The following is a 17,253-nucleotide window of genomic DNA, read 5'->3' as shown; positions in this document are numbered from 1 at the left end:
TCCTTCCACACCTGTGATGAAAAAAGACTTTGGAGAAACTGATCATGACTGACCGAGTCGTACTCGCCTTCTCCGGCGGCCTCGACACCTCCGTTGCCATTCCCTTCCTCGCCGAGAAGACCGGCGCCGAAGTCATCGCCGTGGCCGTCGACGTCGGCCAGGGCGGCGAGGACATGGAGATCATCCGCAAGCGGGCCATCGACTGCGGCGCCGTCGAGTCCGTCGTCGTGGACGCCCGCGAGGAGTTCGCCGCCGACTTCTGCGTGCCCGCCCTGCAGGCCAACGCCCTCTACATGGACCGTTACCCGCTGGTTTCAGCGCTGTCGCGGCCGCTGATCGTCAAGCACCTGGCGGCCGCGGCCAAGGAGTTCGGCGGCACGCACGTCTCGCACGGCTGCACCGGTAAGGGCAACGACCAGGTCCGGTTCGAGGCCGGCCTGGCCGCGCTCTTCCCCGAGGTCAAGGTCATCGCCCCGGCCCGCGACTACGCATGGACCCGGGACAAGGCGATCGCCTACGCCGAGGAGAAGGGTCTCCCGATCGAGACCACCAAGAAGAACCCCTTCTCGATCGACCAGAACATCTGGGGGCGGGCCGTCGAGACCGGCTTCCTCGAGGACGTCTGGAACGGCCCCACCGAAGAGGTCTACTCCTACACCGCCGACCCGTCCCAGCCGCGCGAGGCCGACGAGGTCATCGTCAGTTTCGTCAAGGGTGTCCCGGTGGCACTGGACGGGCGGCACCTGACCCCGTTCCAGATCATCTCCGAGCTGAACCAGCGCGCCGGCGCCCAGGGCGTGGGCCGCCTCGACATGGTGGAGGACCGGCTCGTCGGCATCAAGTCCCGCGAGGTCTACGAGGCGCCCGGCGCCATCGCGCTGATCACCGCCCACATGGAGCTGGAGAACGTCACCGTCGAGCGGGATCTCGCCCGGTTCAAGCGGTCGGTGGACCAGCGCTGGGGCGAGCTCGTCTACGACGGCCTCTGGTTCTCCCCGCTGAAGAAGGCCCTGGACGTCTTCATCGCCGAGGCCCAGCAGCACGTCACCGGCGAGATCCGGATGACCCTGCACGGCGGCAGGGCCACGGTAACCGGCCGCCGCTCCGAAGCCTCGCTGTACGACTTCAACCTCGCCACCTACGACACCGGCGACACCTTCGACCAGTCACTCGCCAAGGGCTTCGTCGAGCTGTGGAGCCTGCCTTCGAAGATCGCGGCCGCCCGGGACGCCCGACTGGCCTGATTGGGCTATGGTCGCGGATTGAACTGGGAGGGAGAACAACGGTGACTGATGGTGGTAAGCCGATGCGGCTGTGGGGCGGCCGGTTCGAGGGAGGGCCGGCCGACGCGCTGACCAGGCTCTCGGTGAGCGTGCACTTCGACTGGCGGCTCGTGCCGTACGATCTGCTCGCCTCGCGCGCGCACGCCCGCGTGCTGCACCGCGCCGGGCTGCTCACCGAGGAGGAGCTGGGGCGCATGATCGCAGCCCTGGACGACCTCGATCGGGCCTGCAAGGCGGGTGAGTTCCGGCCGACCGTGGCCGACGAGGATGTCCATACCGCGCTGGAACGCGGCCTGCTGGAGCGCCTGGGCACGCTCGGCGGCAAGCTCCGCGCGGGCCGTAGCCGCAACGACCAGGTGGCCACCGACCTCCGCCTCTACCTCCGCGACCACGTCAGGCACATCGTCTCCCGGCTCGTCGAGCTGGAGACCGCGCTGATGAGCCAGGCCGAGGAGCACGCCGAGACGGCCGCTCCCGGAATGACCCACCTGCAGCACGCCCAGCCCGTCTCCTTCGGCCACCAGCTCCTGGCCCACGTGCACGCCTTCGCCCGCGACGTCGAGCGGCTGCGTGACTGGGACAGGCGGGCGGCCGTCTCCCCGCTCGGATCCGGCGCGCTCGCCGGATCGTCGCTGCCACTGGACCCGCAGGCCGTGGCCAGGGAGCTCGGCTTCGACTCCGCCGCGCCCAACTCGATGGACGCGGTCGCCGACCGTGACTTCGCCGCGGAGTTCCTCTTCGACGCGGCCATGATCGGCATGCACCTGTCGCGGCTGGGCGAGGAGATCGTCCTGTGGGCCTCACAGGAGTTCCGCTGGATCGAGATGGACGACGCCTACTCCACCGGCTCGTCGATCATGCCGCAGAAGAAGAACCCGGACGTCGCAGAGCTCGCACGGGGTAAGAGCGGCCGTCTCATCGGCAACCTCGTGTCGTTGCTGACGACCCTCAAGGGCCTTCCGCTGACCTACAACCGCGACCTGCAGGAGGACAAGGAGCCGGTGTTCGACTCCGTCGACACCCTGCTGCTGGTCCTTCCCGCCGTGGCCGGACTGGTCGCCACCATGCGCGTCAACACCGCCAAGCTGGAGGCCTCGGCCCCCGACGGGTTCGCGCTGGCCACCGACCTGGCCGAACTGCTGGTCCGCAGGGGTGTCCCGTTCCGCGAGGCGCACGAGGCGGTCGGCCACCTGGTGGTCTGGTGCCAGGTCAACGACAAGGACTTCGGCGAGCTCACCGACGATGAGCTCGCCAAGGTCTCGCCGCACTTCACCCCTGATTCGCGCGAGGTGCTCTCGGTGCCGGGCGCACTGGCGGCCCGTAAGGCACATGGCGGCACGGCCCCCGACCGGGTCCGTGACCAGCTCGCCGAGCTGCGCGAGACCGTCGACGCCCAGGCCACCTGGGCGAGCGGGAACTGATGTGGGCAGACGGACTCGGCGGGCACCTGCCCGCCGGGTCCGCGCCTCTGACACGGGAGTTCTTCGACCGGCCCGGCCCCGAGGTCGCTCCCGACCTCCTGGGACGGGTGATCTCCCACGGTCCGGTGTCGGTCCGCCTCACCGAAGTCGAGGCGTACGGCATGCCCGGAGAGGACCCCGCCTCCCACACATACCGGGGCCGCACCCCGCGTAACGCGGTGATGTTCGGGCCGCCGGGGCATCTGTACGTCTACTTCACGTACGGCATGCACTTCTGCGCCAACCTCGTCTGTCTCCCCGAAGGGGTGGGATCGGGCGTGCTGTTGCGAGCCGGCGAGGTGGTCGCCGGAGCCGAGGTCGCCCTGGCCCGCCGGACGGCGGGTGCCGGCCGCACCGTCACCGCACGCGACCTCGCACGCGGGCCCGCACGCCTGGCCGTGGCACTCGGCTTCACCCGGGAACACGACGGGCTCGACGTCTGCCCTCCCGGTCCGGTCGGCGTGCTGGAAGGCGATCCTCCCAAGCCTGGGGCGATCATGTCGGGGCCGCGCACCGGAGTCTCGTCGGGGCAGGAGACCCCCTGGCGTTTCTGGATCGCCGCCGACCCCACCGTCTCGCCGTACCGGCCACACGTCCCGCGCCGCCGATGAATTCCTGCTGCCCGCCCGTTCGCGCTGGTCGTCCGGGCGTGAAAAGGGTTATGAGTGGCGCGGTGGTGCTGTGATCGGGCAGGCTGTACGGGAGCGACAATTGTCCCTTCGAGCATTGGAAAGCAAGGATCGTGACCGACATTCTGGATGACCTCGCCTGGCGCGGCCTGATCGCGCAGTCCACCGACATCGACGCCCTGCGTGCGGCGATGGCCGAGGGTCCGATCACGGTCTATTGCGGGTTCGACCCGACCGCGCCCTCGCTTCACGTCGGCAACCTGGTCCCCCTGCTGACCCTCACCCGTCTGCAGCGGGCAGGTCACCGGGTCGTCGGCCTGGTGGGCGGTGCGACCGGCCTGATCGGTGATCCCAGCGGCCGGAGCACCGAGCGCTCGCTCAACTCCTCCGAGGTCGTCGCCGAATGGGTCGCGCGGATCCGCGTCCAGCTGGAGAAGTTCCTCGACTTCTCCGAAGAGACCGGGGGGATCCTGGTCAGCAACCTCGACTGGACCGAGGGCATGTCCGCGATCGACTTCCTGCGTGACGTCGGCAAGCACTTCCCGATCAATCGCATGCTCGCCCGGGAGTCGGTCTCAGCCCGCCTCGGCGGCGACGGGCTCAGCTACACCGAGTTCAGCTACCAGATCCTGCAGGCCAACGATTACCTGGAGCTGAACAGGCGGCACGACTGCACATTGCAGATCGGCGGCAGCGACCAGTGGGGCAACATCACCGCCGGAACCGATCTGATCCGCAGGGTGACCGGTAAGCACGTGCACGCGCTGACCGTGCCGTTGATCACCAAGACCGACGGGACGAAATTCGGCAAGACGGCCGGCGGTGCGGTATGGCTCAACCCGGAGATGACCTCGCCGTACGCGTTCTACCAGTTCTGGCTCAACGCGGACGACCGTGACGTCGTGAAGTTCCTCAAGATCTACAGCTTCAAGTCCCGTGAGGAGATCGAGGAGCTGGAGAAGGCGGCCGCCGAGCGGCCCGCCGCGCGGGAGGCCCAGCGCGCGCTCGCGACGGAGTTCACCACACTGCTGCACGGCACCGAGGAGTGCGCCGCAGTGGTCGCGGCCTCGGCGGCCCTGTTCGGTCAGGGCTCGCTGGACGACCTGCCCGCCCGGACGCTGGGGGAGGCACTTGCCGAGGTGCCGCGTGCCGAGGTCCCCGCACTGGGGGCCTCGTTCGTCGAACTGCTTGCCGAGAGTGGACTGGTGGAGTCGAAGTCCGCCGCCCGCCGCGCGGTCAAGGAGGGCGGTGCGTACCTCAACAACGTGAAGATCACGGATGAGGCCTATGTGCCCTCGGCCGACGACCTGTTGCACGGCCGTTTCCTGGTGCTGCGCCGCGGCAAGCGCTCCATCGGCGGTGTCGAGGTCATCGCTTCTTGATCTTTCACGCACATGGTGTGCGGTTGATCCCGGTCTGTACAACGGACGCCCCGGCCTCTGGCCGGGGCGTCCGTTGTTGGTTCGATAACGTTCGGGTAGCGAAGAGATCAGGCTCCCTGCAAGCTCGTCGCTGACCTGCGATCCCTTCGGATACGGCTGATTTGACGAGGTCCTGAAGGCCGCCTAGCATTCTCAATGCCTCAGGAGCGAGACGGACGCCGGATCGGCGGACGAGTCCCGGGGCCGAACCCCACTGAACGGATCTCAGCTTCCGGCTCCCGTGAAGATCACCAAATTCTGGTCGATTTGACGCTGCCGAAATGTTTAGGTAAGTTTAGAGGGTTGCCCCCGAGGGGGGGTATGGAAAATCTTAGCAAGACTTGACCGTCTTGTGACAAGTAGCTCAAAACAAGCTGTTTGACACAAGCGCAACGGACGGGCTAAGATTGAAATAACGAACGGAACGCCCCGGAGCCGAGACCGCAAGGTAACGGTGACGGAGAACGCGTCCGTTTCTTGAGAACTCAACAGTGTGTTAAAAGCCAGTGCATGAAGCACAACCCCGTCCGACCCGCCTGTGGTGGGAGGACGGATTCCTTTGGTTGATACATCCGCATGTTGATGCGGGTGCTTTCAGCCGGGAGAAACTTCTCAAACATTGTTTGGAGAGTTTGATCCTGGCTCAGGACGAACGCTGGCGGCGTGCTTAACACATGCAAGTCGAGCGGAAAGGCCCTTCGGGGTACTCGAGCGGCGAACGGGTGAGTAACACGTGAGTAACCTGCCCCTGACTCTGGGATAAGCCCGGGAAACTGGGTCTAATACCGGATACGACCACTTCTCGCATGGGATGGTGGTGGAAAGTTTTTTCGGTTGGGGATGGACTCGCGGCCTATCAGCTTGTTGGTGGGGTAACGGCCTACCAAGGCGACGACGGGTAGCCGGCCTGAGAGGGCGACCGGCCACACTGGGACTGAGACACGGCCCAGACTCCTACGGGAGGCAGCAGTGGGGAATATTGCGCAATGGGCGAAAGCCTGACGCAGCGACGCCGCGTGGGGGATGACGGCCTTCGGGTTGTAAACCTCTTTCAGCAGGGACGAAGTTGACGTGTACCTGCAGAAGAAGCGCCGGCTAACTACGTGCCAGCAGCCGCGGTAATACGTAGGGCGCAAGCGTTGTCCGGAATTATTGGGCGTAAAGAGCTCGTAGGTGGCTTGTCACGTCGGGTGTGAAAGCTTGGGGCTTAACTCCAGGTCTGCATTCGATACGGGCTGGCTAGAGGTAGGTAGGGGAGAACGGAATTCCTGGTGTAGCGGTGAAATGCGCAGATATCAGGAGGAACACCGGTGGCGAAGGCGGTTCTCTGGGCCTTACCTGACGCTGAGGAGCGAAAGCGTGGGGAGCGAACAGGATTAGATACCCTGGTAGTCCACGCTGTAAACGTTGGGCGCTAGGTGTGGGGACCTTCCACGGTTTCCGCGCCGTAGCTAACGCATTAAGCGCCCCGCCTGGGGAGTACGGCCGCAAGGCTAAAACTCAAAGGAATTGACGGGGGCCCGCACAAGCGGCGGAGCATGTTGCTTAATTCGACGCAACGCGAAGAACCTTACCAAGGCTTGACATCGCCCGGAAACACTCAGAGATGGGTGCCTCTTCGGATCGGGTGACAGGTGGTGCATGGCTGTCGTCAGCTCGTGTCGTGAGATGTTGGGTTAAGTCCCGCAACGAGCGCAACCCTTGTTCAATGTTGCCAGCACGCTCTTCGGGGTGGTGGGGACTCATTGGAGACTGCCGGGGTCAACTCGGAGGAAGGTGGGGATGACGTCAAGTCATCATGCCCCTTATGTCTTGGGCTGCAAACATGCTACAATGGCCGGTACAGAGGGTTGCGATACCGTGAGGTGGAGCGAATCCCAAAAAGCCGGTCTCAGTTCGGATTGGGGTCTGCAACTCGACCCCATGAAGTCGGAGTCGCTAGTAATCGCAGATCAGCAACGCTGCGGTGAATACGTTCCCGGGCCTTGTACACACCGCCCGTCACGTCACGAAAGTCGGCAACACCCGAAGCCCGTGGCCCAACCAGCTTGCTGGGGGGAGCGGTCGAAGGTGGGGCTGGCGATTGGGACGAAGTCGTAACAAGGTAGCCGTACCGGAAGGTGCGGCTGGATCACCTCCTTTCTAAGGAGCATCGGCTGCAGGCCACGTGGTGGTCTGTGGTTCATGCCGTGTCCGTGGGCGAACGTTCCACGCTCGGCGCGCTCATTAGTGGAGCACTGGCTAGTCAGCCGGACCGGGTCGCCGGGCCGCTAGTACCGCCCTCTTCGTGGAGGGAGTGGGAACGGGGTGTCGGGGGTTCGGGCTGGTTGAACACACTGTTGGGTCCTGAGGAAACGGACATTGAGGCGGGCCCGCTGTGGCGGGTTTGCTGTCTGTTTGACCTCGTGCGGGGCCGGCCTCCTGCCAGACCAGCTCATCGGGTGATGGGTGTTGGTGGTGGGGTGGGTTTGGTTGCTGTCTGTTGTTTGAGATTTGCATAGTGGACGCGAGCATCTTTGTGGCCAAGTTTTTTAGGGCACACGGTGGATGCCTTGGCATCAGGAGCCGATGAAGGACGTGGGAGGCTGCGTTAAGCCCCGGGGAGTCGCCAACCTGACTTTGATCCGGGGATGTCCGAATGGGGAAACCTAGCACCAGTCATGTGGTGTTGCCTCCGTCTGAATGTATAGGGCGGTTGGTGGTAACGCGGGGAAGTGAAACATCTCAGTACCCGTAGGAAGAGAAAACAATTTAGTGATTCCGTGAGTAGTGGTGAGCGAAAGCGGATCAGGCTAAACCGTATGCGTGTGATAGCCGGCAGGCGTTGCGTGTGCGGGGTTGTGGGACCCTCTGGGGGGAGCTGCCGTTTCTCCAGACAGTGAGAAATCGATGGGATAGTCGAAGCTTCTGGGAAGTTGCGCCGTAGACCGTGAGAGCCGGGTAGGCGAAATCTTGTCGACTGTTTGAGGGGATCCCAAGTAGCACGGGGCCCGAGAAATCCTGTGTGAATCTGCCAGGACCACCTGGTAAGCCTAAATACTCCCTGATGACCGATAGTGAACAAGTACCGTGAGGGAAAGGTGAAAAGCGCCCCGGTGAGGGGTCGTGAAATAGTACCTGAAACCGTGTGCCTACAAGCCGTAGGAGCGTAGACGTTTTCGGACGTCTGTGATGTGACTGCGTGCCTTTTGAAGAATGAGCCTGCGAGTTATGGTGTGTGGCGAGGTTAACCCGTGTGGGGTAGCCGTAGCGAAAGCGAGTCTGAATAGGGCGTTTGAGTCGCATGCTGTAGACCCGAAGCGGAGTGATCTAGGCATGGGCAGGTTGAAGCGCGGGTAAGACCGCGTGGAGGACCGAACCCACCAGGGTTGAAAACCTGGGGGATGACCTGTGTTTAGGGGTGAAAGGCCAATCAAACTCCGTGATAGCTGGTTCTCCCCGAAATGCATTTAGGTGCAGCGTTGCGTGTTTCTTGCCGGAGGTAGAGCACTGGATGGCTAATGGGCCCGACAAGGTTACTGACGTCAGCCAAACTCCGAATGCCGGTAAGTGAGAGCGCAGCAGTGAGACTGCGGGGGATAAGCTCCGTAGTCGAGAGGGAAACAGCCCAGACCACCGACTAAGGCCCCTAAGCGTGTGCTAAGTGGGAAAGGATGTGGAGTCGCAGTGACAACCAGGAGGTTGGCTTAGAAGCAGCCATCCTTGAAAGAGTGCGTAATAGCTCACTGGTCAAGTGATTCCGCGCCGACAATGTAGCGGGGCTCAAGTACACCGCCGAAGTCGTGGCATTCACATGTTAGCTTGGCAGCTTGTCTGTCTAGGTGTGTGGATGGGTAGGGGAGCGTCGTGCAGCCGGCGAAGCAGCAGAGTGATCTAGTTGTGGAGGCTGTGCGAGTGAGAATGCAGGCATGAGTAGCGAATCAGAAGTGAGAAACTTCTGCGCCGGATGACCAAGGGTTCCTGGGCCAGGCTAATCCGCCCAGGGTAAGTCGGGACCTAAGGCGAGGCCGACAGGCGTAGTCGATGGACAACGGGTTGATATTCCCGTACCCGCTGCGATGCGCCAATACTGAATCCAGTGATACTAAGGGTCCTTAAGTCCCTGACGCCCTTCGGGGTGTGGGTGAGGCTGAACGCCTGGCCTGATCTGGTAGTAGGTAAGCGATGGGGTGACGCAGGAAGGTAGCCCAGCCCAGGCGATGGTAGTCCTGGGGTAAGCATGTAGGGAGAGAGGTAGGTAAATCCGCCTCTTGTGTATCCTGAGATGTGATGCCGAGCCGATTGTGGCGAAGTGGGTGATCCTATGCTGCCGAGAAAAGCCTCTAGTGAGTGTCGTGGCGGCCCGTACCCGAAACCGACTCAGGTGGTCAGGTAGAGAATACCAAGGCGATCGGGTGAACTGTGGTTAAGGAACTCGGCAAATTGCCCCCGTAACTTCGGGAGAAGGGGGGCCTTCGCTGGTGATGAGTCTTGCACTCGGAGCTGGTGGGGGTCGCAGAGGCCAGGGGGAAGCGACTGTTTACTAAAAACACAGGTCCGTGCGAAGTCGTAAGACGATGTATACGGACTGACGCCTGCCCGGTGCTGGAACGTTAAGGGGACCGGTTAGCTGTCTTTCGGGGTGGCGAAGCTGAGAACTTAAGCGCCAGTAAACGGCGGTGGTAACTATAACCATCCTAAGGTAGCGAAATTCCTTGTCGGGTAAGTTCCGACCTGCACGAATGGCGTAACGACTTCCCCGCTGTCTCAACCGCAGACCCGGCGAAATTGCACTACGAGTAAAGATGCTCGTTACGCGCAGCAGGACGGAAAGACCCCGGGACCTTCACTATAGCTTGACATTGGCGTTTGGAACGTCTTGTGTAGGATAGGTGGGAGACGGTGAAGCCGCTACGCTAGTGGTGGTGGAGTCATTGGTGAAATACCACTCTGGTCGTTTTGAACGTCTAACTTCGGTCCGTGATCCGGATCAGGGACAGTGTCTGGTGGGTAGTTTAACTGGGGCGGTTGCCTCCTAAAGAGTAACGGAGGCGCCCAAAGGTTCCCTCAGCCTGGTTGGCAATCAGGTGTCGAGTGTAAGTGCACAAGGGAGCTTGACTGTGAGACCGACGGGTCGAGCAGGAGCGAAAGCTGGGACTAGTGATCCGGCGGTGGCTTGTGGAAGCGCCGTCGCTCAACGGCTAAAAGGTACCCCGGGGATAACAGGCTGATCTTCCCCAAGAGTCCATATCGACGGGATGGTTTGGCACCTCGATGTCGGCTCGTCGCATCCTGGGGCTGGAGTAGGTCCCAAGGGTTGGGCTGTTCGCCCATTAAAGCGGTACGCGAGCTGGGTTTAGAACGTCGCGAGACAGTTCGGTCCCTATCCGCTGCGCGCGCAGGAGACTTGAAAGGAGCTGTCCCTAGTACGAGAGGACCGGGACGGACGAACCTCTGGTGTGCCAGTTGTTCCGCCAGGAGCACGGCTGGTTGGCTACGTTCGGAAGGGATAACCGCTGAAAGCATCTAAGCGGGAAGCTCGCCTTGAGATGAGGTCTCCCACCATGAGAGTGGGTAAGGCTCCCAATAGACGATTGGGTTGATAGGCCGGAGGTGGAAGCATGGTAACGTGTGGAGCTGACCGGTACTAATAGGCCGAGGACTTGACCACAAAGCATAAGCTTGGTTTCTGCAGCGCTCTGTCCCTTCGCCGGGTCCGGAGCAGCGCGAAGCCAGGGTTGTTGCCCGCGTCCACTATGCAATTCTGAAACAGCAGGCACCGTTGTGTGTTTGATAGTTTCATAGTGTTACGGCGGTTATGGCGAAGGGGAAACACCCGGTTACATTCCGAACCCGGAAGTTAAGCTCTTCAGCGCCGATGGTACTGCACCGGGGACGGTGTGGGAGAGTAGGTCGCCGCCGGACAATCTTTTGGGAAAGGCCATCCTTCGGGGTGGCCTTTTCTGTTTCCCGGCCGCATGCCCTCAGGAGTACCTTTTTGGGATTATCGGGATAGCTCCGATCTTGATCGAATCGGGGCTATCGATGAGGTGATCACCCTGGGTGTGAAGCAGAAGGCGTATGGACTTTGAGGGGCTTGCTAGGCTGGAGAGGCCGGGCCATCCCCACGCGGGTGGCCTTCGTCGCGCCAGACCACGATAGGGCGGGGCAGCGATAGCGAACGGGGCGCACCCCGCGGCCGGAGACCGCCCGCACAGCGAATCGTCCCATCCGTCTAAAAGACGGGACGCGCTCGCCGAGTGAGCAAACGAATGGACCAGAAGTGAACAGTGATAATGGGCGTGACGGCGCGGGCCGGCGCGACGAAGGCGAGAACCGCGGATCTGGCGGGCAGGGGGGCTACCGCGCTGGTGGCGGCAGGGGGCGTCCGGGCGACGGTCCCCGATATGGCGAGCGCCGTGAAGAGCGCTCAGGTGGTTCGTACGGTTCCCGCGATCGTGGCGATCGCCCAGCTGGTGGCTACCGCGACAACCGTGGTGGTGAGCGTCGTTCCTACGGTGACCGCGATGGTGGTGGGCGTCCGCCGTTCAACCGCGATGACCGTTCCGGTGGCGGTCAGCGTCCCTCGGGGCCGCGTGATGGTGGTGAGCGTCGTTCCTACGGTGATCGTGACCAGGCGCGCAGCCAGTACGGTTCGCGTGATCAGGGAGAGCGCCGTCCGTTCAACCGCGATGACCGTGGTGGGCGTCCGCCGTTCAACCGTGACGACCGTCCGGGTGGTGGTGAGCGTCGTTCCTACGGTGACCGCGATGGTGGTGGGCGTCCGCCGTTCAACCGCGATGACCGTTCCGGTGGCGGTCAGCGTCCCTCGGGGCCGCGTGATGGTGGTGAGCGTCGTTCCTACGGTGATCGTGACCAGGCGCGCAGCCAGTACGGTTCGCGTGATCAGGGAGAGCGCCGTCCGTTCAACCGCGATGACCGTGGTGGGCGTCCGCCGTTCAACCGTGACGACCGTCCGGGTGGTGGTGAGCGTCGTTCCTACGGTGACCGCGATGGTGGTGGGCGTCCGCCGTTCAACCGCGATGACCGTTCCGGTGGCGGTCAGCGTCCCTCGGGGCCGCGTGATGGTGGTGAGCGTCGTTCCTACGGTGATCGTGACCAGGCGCGCAGCCAGTACGGTTCGCGTGATCAGGGAGAGCGCCGTCCGTTCAACCGCGATGACCGTGGTGGGCGTCCGCCGTTCAACCGCGATGACCGTTCCGGTGGCGGTCAGCGTCCCTCGGGGCCGCGTGATGGTGGTGAGCGTCGTTCCTACGGTGATCGTGACCAGGCGCGCAGCCAGTACGGTTCGCGTGATCAGGGAGAGCGCCGTCCGTTCAACCGCGATGACCGTGGTGGGCGTCCGCCGTTCAACCGCGATGACCGTTCCGGTGGCGGTCAGCGTCCCTCGGGGCCGCGTGATGGTGGTGAGCGTCGTTCCTACGGTGATCGTGACCAGGCGCGCAGCCAGTACGGTTCGCGTGATCAGGGAGAGCGCCGTCCGTTCAACCGCGATGACCGTGGTGGGCGTCCGCCGTTCAACCGTGACGACCGTTCCGGTGGCGGTCAGCGTCCCTCGGGGCCGCGTGATGGTGGTGAGCGTCGTTCCTACGGTGATCGTGACCAGGCGCGCAGCCAGTACGGTTCGCGTGATCAGGGAGAGCGCCGTCCGTTCAACCGCGATGACCGTGGTGGGCGTCCGCCGTTCAACCGTGACGACCGTCCGGGTGGTGGTGAGCGTCGTTCCTACGGTGACCGCGATGGTGGATTCCGTGGTGAAGGCGACGGTTCCCGTACCCGATACAGTCGGGACGATCAGCCCGCCGGCCGCGATGAGGCCCCGAGCCGTGAACGCGAGGATCTGCCTCCTCTCGCTCCGGACATCACCGCGGAAGAGCTCGACAAGGACGTCCGCGAAGAGCTGCGTTCCCTCCCGCTCGATCTCGCTGATCTAATCTCTCGCCACCTCGTGGCAGCTGAGCGCGCTCTCGGTGAGGACGACGCTGAGCAGGCCTATGAACACACCAAGGTCGCCCGTCGCTTCGCCGCCAGGATCGGTGTCATCCGTGAGGCCGTTGGCATCGCCGCCTACCGCGCCGGGCACTTCGCCGAGGCACTGAGCGATCTGCGGGCAGCTCGCCGTATGACGGGTTCCGACGCGTTCCTGCCGATCATGGCGGACTGCGAGCGCGGCCTTGGCCGCCCGGAGCGTGCCCTGGACCTCGTCCGTTCCAAGGAGGCCGAGCGTCTCGACCGGATCGGCAAGATCGAGCTCGCCATCGTGGAGTCCGGCGCTCGCCGGGACCTTGGTCAGAAGGACGCCGCGGTCATCACCCTGCAGCGTCTACCGGAACTGCGCGACACCCGTCCGCAGCCCTGGTCGGCACGTCTGGCTTTCGCCTACGCCGATGCCTTGGCCGATGCGGGTCATGAGGAGCCGGCCGCCGAGTGGTTCGGTCGCGCTGTGGACTTCGACGAGGACGGAGAGACCGACGCGGCTGAGCGCTACGCGGAGCTGACCGGCACTGTCATCGAAGACCTCGAGGACGACGAGGACGACGAGGACGACGAGGACGACGAGGACGACGACGAGGACGCCGCCGACCAGTTTGACATCGAGGAAATCGGCGATCTTCTGGTCGCCGACATCGATCTCCAAGATGAGGACGTCGACGAAGAGGCGGACGTCAAGATTGACGATGCCGCCGCCCTCGACGCTGAGATCGAGGCAGAGGACGATCTCGTCGATGAACCCGTCATCGACGACAATCACCGGGACGAGGCTCCAGCCGTCGAGGACAAGGTCGAAGCCGGTGTCGGCCCGGCCTTCATTGAACCCGACTTCGGTGACATCCTCGACGATCCCGCCGATGACGATGATGATGACGCCGACGAGGGCAAGGCCGAGAAGAAATAGCTTCTTCCGTCTTGGGTGAACTGACCCGTTCACCCAAGACGGAGGTCTCCTATGGCTGGACCCGCTCCAGCCAGTGCAGGATTCCCGCGACGTTGGACGGAGCGCCGCTGAGTAGTTCGAACTGCTCAGCGGTCACGTCATCGGCCTTCAGAGCCGCGTAGCGTTCCTGTGTGCGTTCTTTGACCATGGCCACCGCATGATCCAAATCCATGCCCTCCGAGCGTGCCTGTCGAGTCAACTCGACCCAGATACGTAACTCCTCCGCCGAACGTCCCAGGGTCTCCTCGACGTCTGTCACTGGCCCGTAATGACTGAAGAGCAGCCGCTGCGGACCGAGAGCCTCGAACAGGCCGATCGAATCCAGCGCGGTCTGCAGATCGAAGTCCGGTGGCGGTGTGGCGGGCCGCAGGTCGCCTGTCTGAGGGAGGTAGACCCCGGCCGCGTCGCCGACGTAGAGGTCGCCGGTGCCCGAGTCGATCAGCCCTACATGGTGCTTGGCGTGGCCGGGGGAGTAGTGGCTGTCCAGCGTGCGCCCGTTGCCGAGATCGACGGTCCCCGTGTCGCCGAGCGCGCGGATCCGGGAGGATTCCGTGGGCGACAGCTCACCGAACAAGGTGTCCAGCTTGTCACCCCAGACCATCCGTGCGCTGGCCATAAGCCGGGACGGATCGGCGAGATGCCGCGCTCCCTTCTCGTGGACCACGATCTCCGCCTGCGGATAGAACCCGGCGATGTCGCCGACTCCGCCCGCATGGTCCAGGTGGATATGCGTGACGACGACCGTGGCGAGGTCGTTCGGACCGACTCCCAGGGTGGTCAGGGCATCGCGCACCACCGGAGCAGAGGTGGAAGTGCCCGTCTCCACCAGGCATGGACGGTCTCCAAGTATCAGATATCCCGCTGTGATGCCGGAGTATCCGGCCATCCTTGTGTCGATCTCATAGACGTCTCCGCCGAGGGCGGTGATGTTGTCCACAGGCCACCTCAGAACTGGAACCGGCTTCCTCAGAACAGCGTTCGGCCATTCCGGCGTAGCTCACATCGTAAAGAGTCGTTCTCGACCGGCAGAGATCGGAGGAGGATTCGATGGATCGCAACGAGGTCACCCTGGTAGGCCGTCTGCCTGAGACGGCGCGAATCAGGTCGCTGCAGAGCGGGAGCACGCTCGGCAGCTGGAGAATGATCGTACGGCGGCAGCAACGCGGTCGAGGGACCCGCGTGGACACCATTCCCTGCGTGTCGTTCGAGCCCGAGGTCACCAGGGCCGTGGCCGACTGGCTACCTGACGACATGGTCGAGGTCATGGGTTCTTTGCGTCGCCGATGGTGGGGGAATGATGGGGCCAAATCCTCTGGTTACGAGGTCGAGGTCCGTTCAGTGAGGCGTGTGGAGCGCCGGGCCGCCCCGCTTCTGACCGGCGACGAGAGGGCCCGGGCTTCAGATCCCACCTCTCCCAGGCCGGTGCGCTCGCTTGTGCGGGCCCAGGCCGGCGCGGCGGGGAAGGGGGCGGCATCTGGGCCCGCCGATTCTGAGCCGCTTCATGCCGCTGGGGAAAACACGCGGGTCTCTGTCTCACGACATGTGGAGGCGCCGTCTCTTGGATGACTGCTCCTGAGTGATTGCTCGGCCCGCAACCACTCAGCCCATGATCACCCAACCGGGCCGGGAGAAGGTCGGTCGATGGCGGGTCAGTCGAAGGTGAAGGTGCGCAGGACCAGGCCGGTGCGGGGTTTGGGGCCGAAAGAGGTGGACTTACGCGGCACCCGCTCTCTCTGAGCCGCGACCGCGAGCACGTCGTCGACGGTCAGTGGGTTCAGCAGCACCGCTGTCCCCCCGGACTCGTGTGCGAGCCGTACCGCCTTCTCTGGGTCGTGGTGCACGATGCGCACCGACTGCTCGTTGTCGTTCATTCCCCAGATTTTCGGCAGCAGGAACTCTGCGAGGACGGAGGTGTTCAGCGCGCGCCACCGAGCGGACCGACCGGTGGGCATGGCCTGCTCCACCTGATCCGGGTCGGGGTTGGTGAGGAGGTATGCCGGGCCTCCGGCGGACAGCAGGTAGGCCGGCCCGGTGAAGCCCTTCAGCGCGGCCATCCCCTCGGCGAGGCCGACGTGTTCATGCACGTGCCAGGCTCTCTTGGCCCGGGTCACCGCCTCCTCCAGCGGCAGCCCGGGAATGACTCGGTGGATGGCCTTCAGATCCGGTGGATAGGCGTTGGAGTCCACCAGGAGTGCCAGGCCGAAGTCCCAGGGGCCCGGTCTCATAGGGCGCTCAGGCGTGGGCGCGTCGTCCGCCGAAGCGAGCTGCCCTCGCCTGAGGGTGTGGTGCTCGTGCTGGAGGGCGAGGTAGGTGGCGTAGCGGTGATGGCCGTCGGCGATGAGGGCCTTCCTGGTCCGGAGATCGGCGTCGAGAGAGGCGAGCTCGTGGGGGTTGGTTATGGCCCACAGCCGGTGCCTTACTCCGTCGCGGGTCTCCGCTTCGACCAGTGGCGCTCGGGAGTCGGCGATCTGGTTCACAAGGAGGGTGGCCATACCACCATCGCCCTCGTAGAGCAGGAAGATTGGTTCCAGGTTGGCCTCGGTGGTGCGCATGAGTGCCAGCCGGTCGGCGACCGGTCCAGGCATGACGTCTTCGTGCGGCAAAATGATCTGCCGCTCCAGAGCGACCAGGCCCACGTCGCCGATGAGCCCGCGCTGCAGGACTCCCGGGCCGGTCTGCTCGTAGACGTATACGGCGGGGGTCTCGTCGGCGACCAGGACACCGGTGGAAAGCCAGGTCCGAAGCGTCTCCCGCGCCTCCCCGTACCGGTGGCGGTCGGTGCCGGGAAGGATGAGGCGCACCACGTTGTTTGGATGTGAGTCGAGCAACTCTCGCACGTCGGCTTCGGCGATCAGGTCGTAGGGCGGAGAGGTCACCTTGGCCAGGTCGTCAACCGTGAACCGCAGGGCACGGAACGGGCGCAGTACCAGCCCGTCAGGCACCGGCAGTTCAGGATTCGCCATAGAGGGCATGCTGCCATAAAGGCCTGAAACGTCCAGGGACCGCTCCGATGGCGTGGCGGTGGCCGGACCGTCAGGAAATCGGTCAGATCCGTCGTCTGTCGATGAAGGAGGCCTCACGTATGGTCCAAGGACGTAGCGGTCCGTCTGATTCCCCCCGCCCAGAGACGGGCGCTCCGGCCGGGGACGTCTATGACTGGTTTCAACGCGGGATGAAGCTGCTGACCGAGGGCAGCCCGGCTGCGGCCGTAGCGCTGCTGGAGCGTGCCGCCGACGCCGAGCCGGAGTCGCGGAGCATCCGGGAGGCGCTCGCCCGTGCTCAGTTCAACTCCCGGCAGTACGCCGACGCCGTTCACAGTTTCCGTTGGATCGTCGACGCCAATCCAACCGAGGACTATGCCTATTTCGGTCTCGGTCTCGCCCTGTGGCGTACCGGTGACATGGAAGGAGCCCAGGAGCCTCTGGCCATCGCGGTGGCCATGCGTCCCGATCAGCGGCACTACGTGTCGGCGCTGAAAAGCGTCCGTGCCACGTTACGCGCCCGTGGGATGTGACCCGCATGGAT

The 17,253-nt window shown here is 64.0% G+C and carries 10 protein-coding genes and 3 rRNA genes; 11 read left to right on the top strand and 2 right to left on the bottom strand.

Annotated elements, in window-relative coordinates; all coding sequences use genetic code 11:
* Window positions 1-44: 44 nt before the first annotated feature.
* The 9 genes from FHR32_RS32285 (at window position 45) to FHR32_RS32245 (ending at window position 13,689) form a co-directional block, all read left to right on the top strand.
* Window positions 45-1,244 carry an argininosuccinate synthase gene (locus tag FHR32_RS32285; RefSeq protein WP_184758297.1) on the top strand — a complete coding sequence of 400 codons (1,200 nt, stop codon included), beginning with the start codon at window positions 45-47 and terminating at the stop codon, window positions 1,242-1,244.
* 41 nt (window positions 1,245-1,285) lie between these two features.
* Window positions 1,286-2,704, top strand: coding sequence for an argininosuccinate lyase (gene argH, locus FHR32_RS32280; protein WP_312882803.1), 1,419 nt, complete (start codon window positions 1,286-1,288; stop codon window positions 2,702-2,704).
* Entirely contained in the window at window positions 2,704-3,354 is a 651-nt protein-coding gene (locus FHR32_RS32275) for a DNA-3-methyladenine glycosylase (RefSeq protein WP_184758296.1), read from the top strand. Before argH ends, FHR32_RS32275 begins: the two co-directional genes overlap by 1 nt.
* 131 nt (window positions 3,355-3,485) lie before the next feature.
* Window positions 3,486-4,754 carry a tyrosine--tRNA ligase gene (gene tyrS, locus FHR32_RS32270; protein WP_184758295.1) on the top strand — a complete coding sequence of 423 codons (1,269 nt, stop codon included), beginning with the start codon at window positions 3,486-3,488 and terminating at the stop codon, window positions 4,752-4,754.
* A 659-nt stretch (window positions 4,755-5,413) separates the two neighbouring features.
* A 16S ribosomal RNA gene (locus FHR32_RS32265) occupies window positions 5,414-6,935 on the top strand.
* Window positions 6,936-7,313: 378 nt separating this feature from the next.
* Window positions 7,314-10,443, top strand: a 23S ribosomal RNA gene (locus FHR32_RS32260).
* 137 nt (window positions 10,444-10,580) lie between these two features.
* A 5S ribosomal RNA gene (gene rrf / locus FHR32_RS32255) occupies window positions 10,581-10,697 on the top strand.
* The 16S, 23S and 5S rRNA genes sit together here, the layout of an rRNA operon.
* A gap of 377 nt (window positions 10,698-11,074) precedes the next feature.
* Complete coding sequence (locus tag FHR32_RS32250) at window positions 11,075-12,727, top strand: hypothetical protein (RefSeq protein ID WP_184758689.1); 1,653 nt, start codon at window positions 11,075-11,077, stop codon at window positions 12,725-12,727.
* A gap of 188 nt (window positions 12,728-12,915) precedes the next feature.
* Window positions 12,916-13,689, top strand: coding sequence for a hypothetical protein (locus FHR32_RS32245; RefSeq protein ID WP_246468070.1), 774 nt, complete (start codon window positions 12,916-12,918; stop codon window positions 13,687-13,689).
* Between the two features lie 49 nt (window positions 13,690-13,738).
* Here the strand turns inward: FHR32_RS32245 and FHR32_RS32240 are convergent, their stop codons facing one another.
* Complete coding sequence (locus tag FHR32_RS32240) at window positions 13,739-14,665, bottom strand: MBL fold metallo-hydrolase (protein WP_184758294.1); 927 nt, start codon at window positions 14,663-14,665, stop codon at window positions 13,739-13,741.
* Window positions 14,666-14,775: 110 nt separating this feature from the next.
* On the opposite strand from FHR32_RS32240, the gene FHR32_RS47395 reads away from it, so the two are divergent.
* On the top strand, window positions 14,776-15,294 hold the full coding sequence (locus FHR32_RS47395; protein ID WP_184758293.1) for a single-stranded DNA-binding protein: 519 nt from the start codon (window positions 14,776-14,778) through the stop codon (window positions 15,292-15,294).
* A gap of 83 nt (window positions 15,295-15,377) precedes the next feature.
* On the opposite strand, the gene FHR32_RS32230 is transcribed toward FHR32_RS47395, so the two are convergent.
* Window positions 15,378-16,691, bottom strand: coding sequence for a DUF1015 family protein (locus FHR32_RS32230; RefSeq protein ID WP_246468069.1), 1,314 nt, complete (start codon window positions 16,689-16,691; stop codon window positions 15,378-15,380).
* 209 nt (window positions 16,692-16,900) lie between these two features.
* Here FHR32_RS32230 and FHR32_RS32225 point away from each other — a divergent pair, with 209 nt between their 5' ends.
* A complete protein-coding gene (locus tag FHR32_RS32225; protein WP_246468068.1) occupies window positions 16,901-17,242 on the top strand; it encodes a tetratricopeptide repeat protein in 342 nt (113 codons plus the stop codon).
* Window positions 17,243-17,253 lie beyond the last annotated feature (11 nt).

This window comes from Streptosporangium album (assembly GCF_014203795.1).
Lineage (GTDB): Bacteria > Actinomycetota > Actinomycetes > Streptosporangiales > Streptosporangiaceae > Streptosporangium > Streptosporangium album.
Note: the sequence above shows the minus strand (reverse complement) of the source record. Positions and strands in the feature narration are given on the sequence as shown.

Coding starts and splice junctions, on each gene's coding strand:
- FHR32_RS32245 (WP_246468070.1), top strand. CDS start 12,916: ATGACGGGTTCCGACGCGTTCCTGCCGATCATGGCGGACTGCGAGCGC.
- FHR32_RS32225 (WP_246468068.1), top strand. CDS start 16,901: ATGAAGCTGCTGACCGAGGGCAGCCCGGCTGCGGCCGTAGCGCTGCTG.
- FHR32_RS47395 (WP_184758293.1), top strand. CDS start 14,776: ATGGATCGCAACGAGGTCACCCTGGTAGGCCGTCTGCCTGAGACGGCG.
- FHR32_RS32285 (WP_184758297.1), top strand. CDS start 45: ATGACTGACCGAGTCGTACTCGCCTTCTCCGGCGGCCTCGACACCTCC.
- FHR32_RS32230 (WP_246468069.1), bottom strand. CDS start 16,691: ATGGCGAATCCTGAACTGCCGGTGCCTGACGGGCTGGTACTGCGCCCG.
- FHR32_RS32275 (WP_184758296.1), top strand. CDS start 2,704: ATGTGGGCAGACGGACTCGGCGGGCACCTGCCCGCCGGGTCCGCGCCT.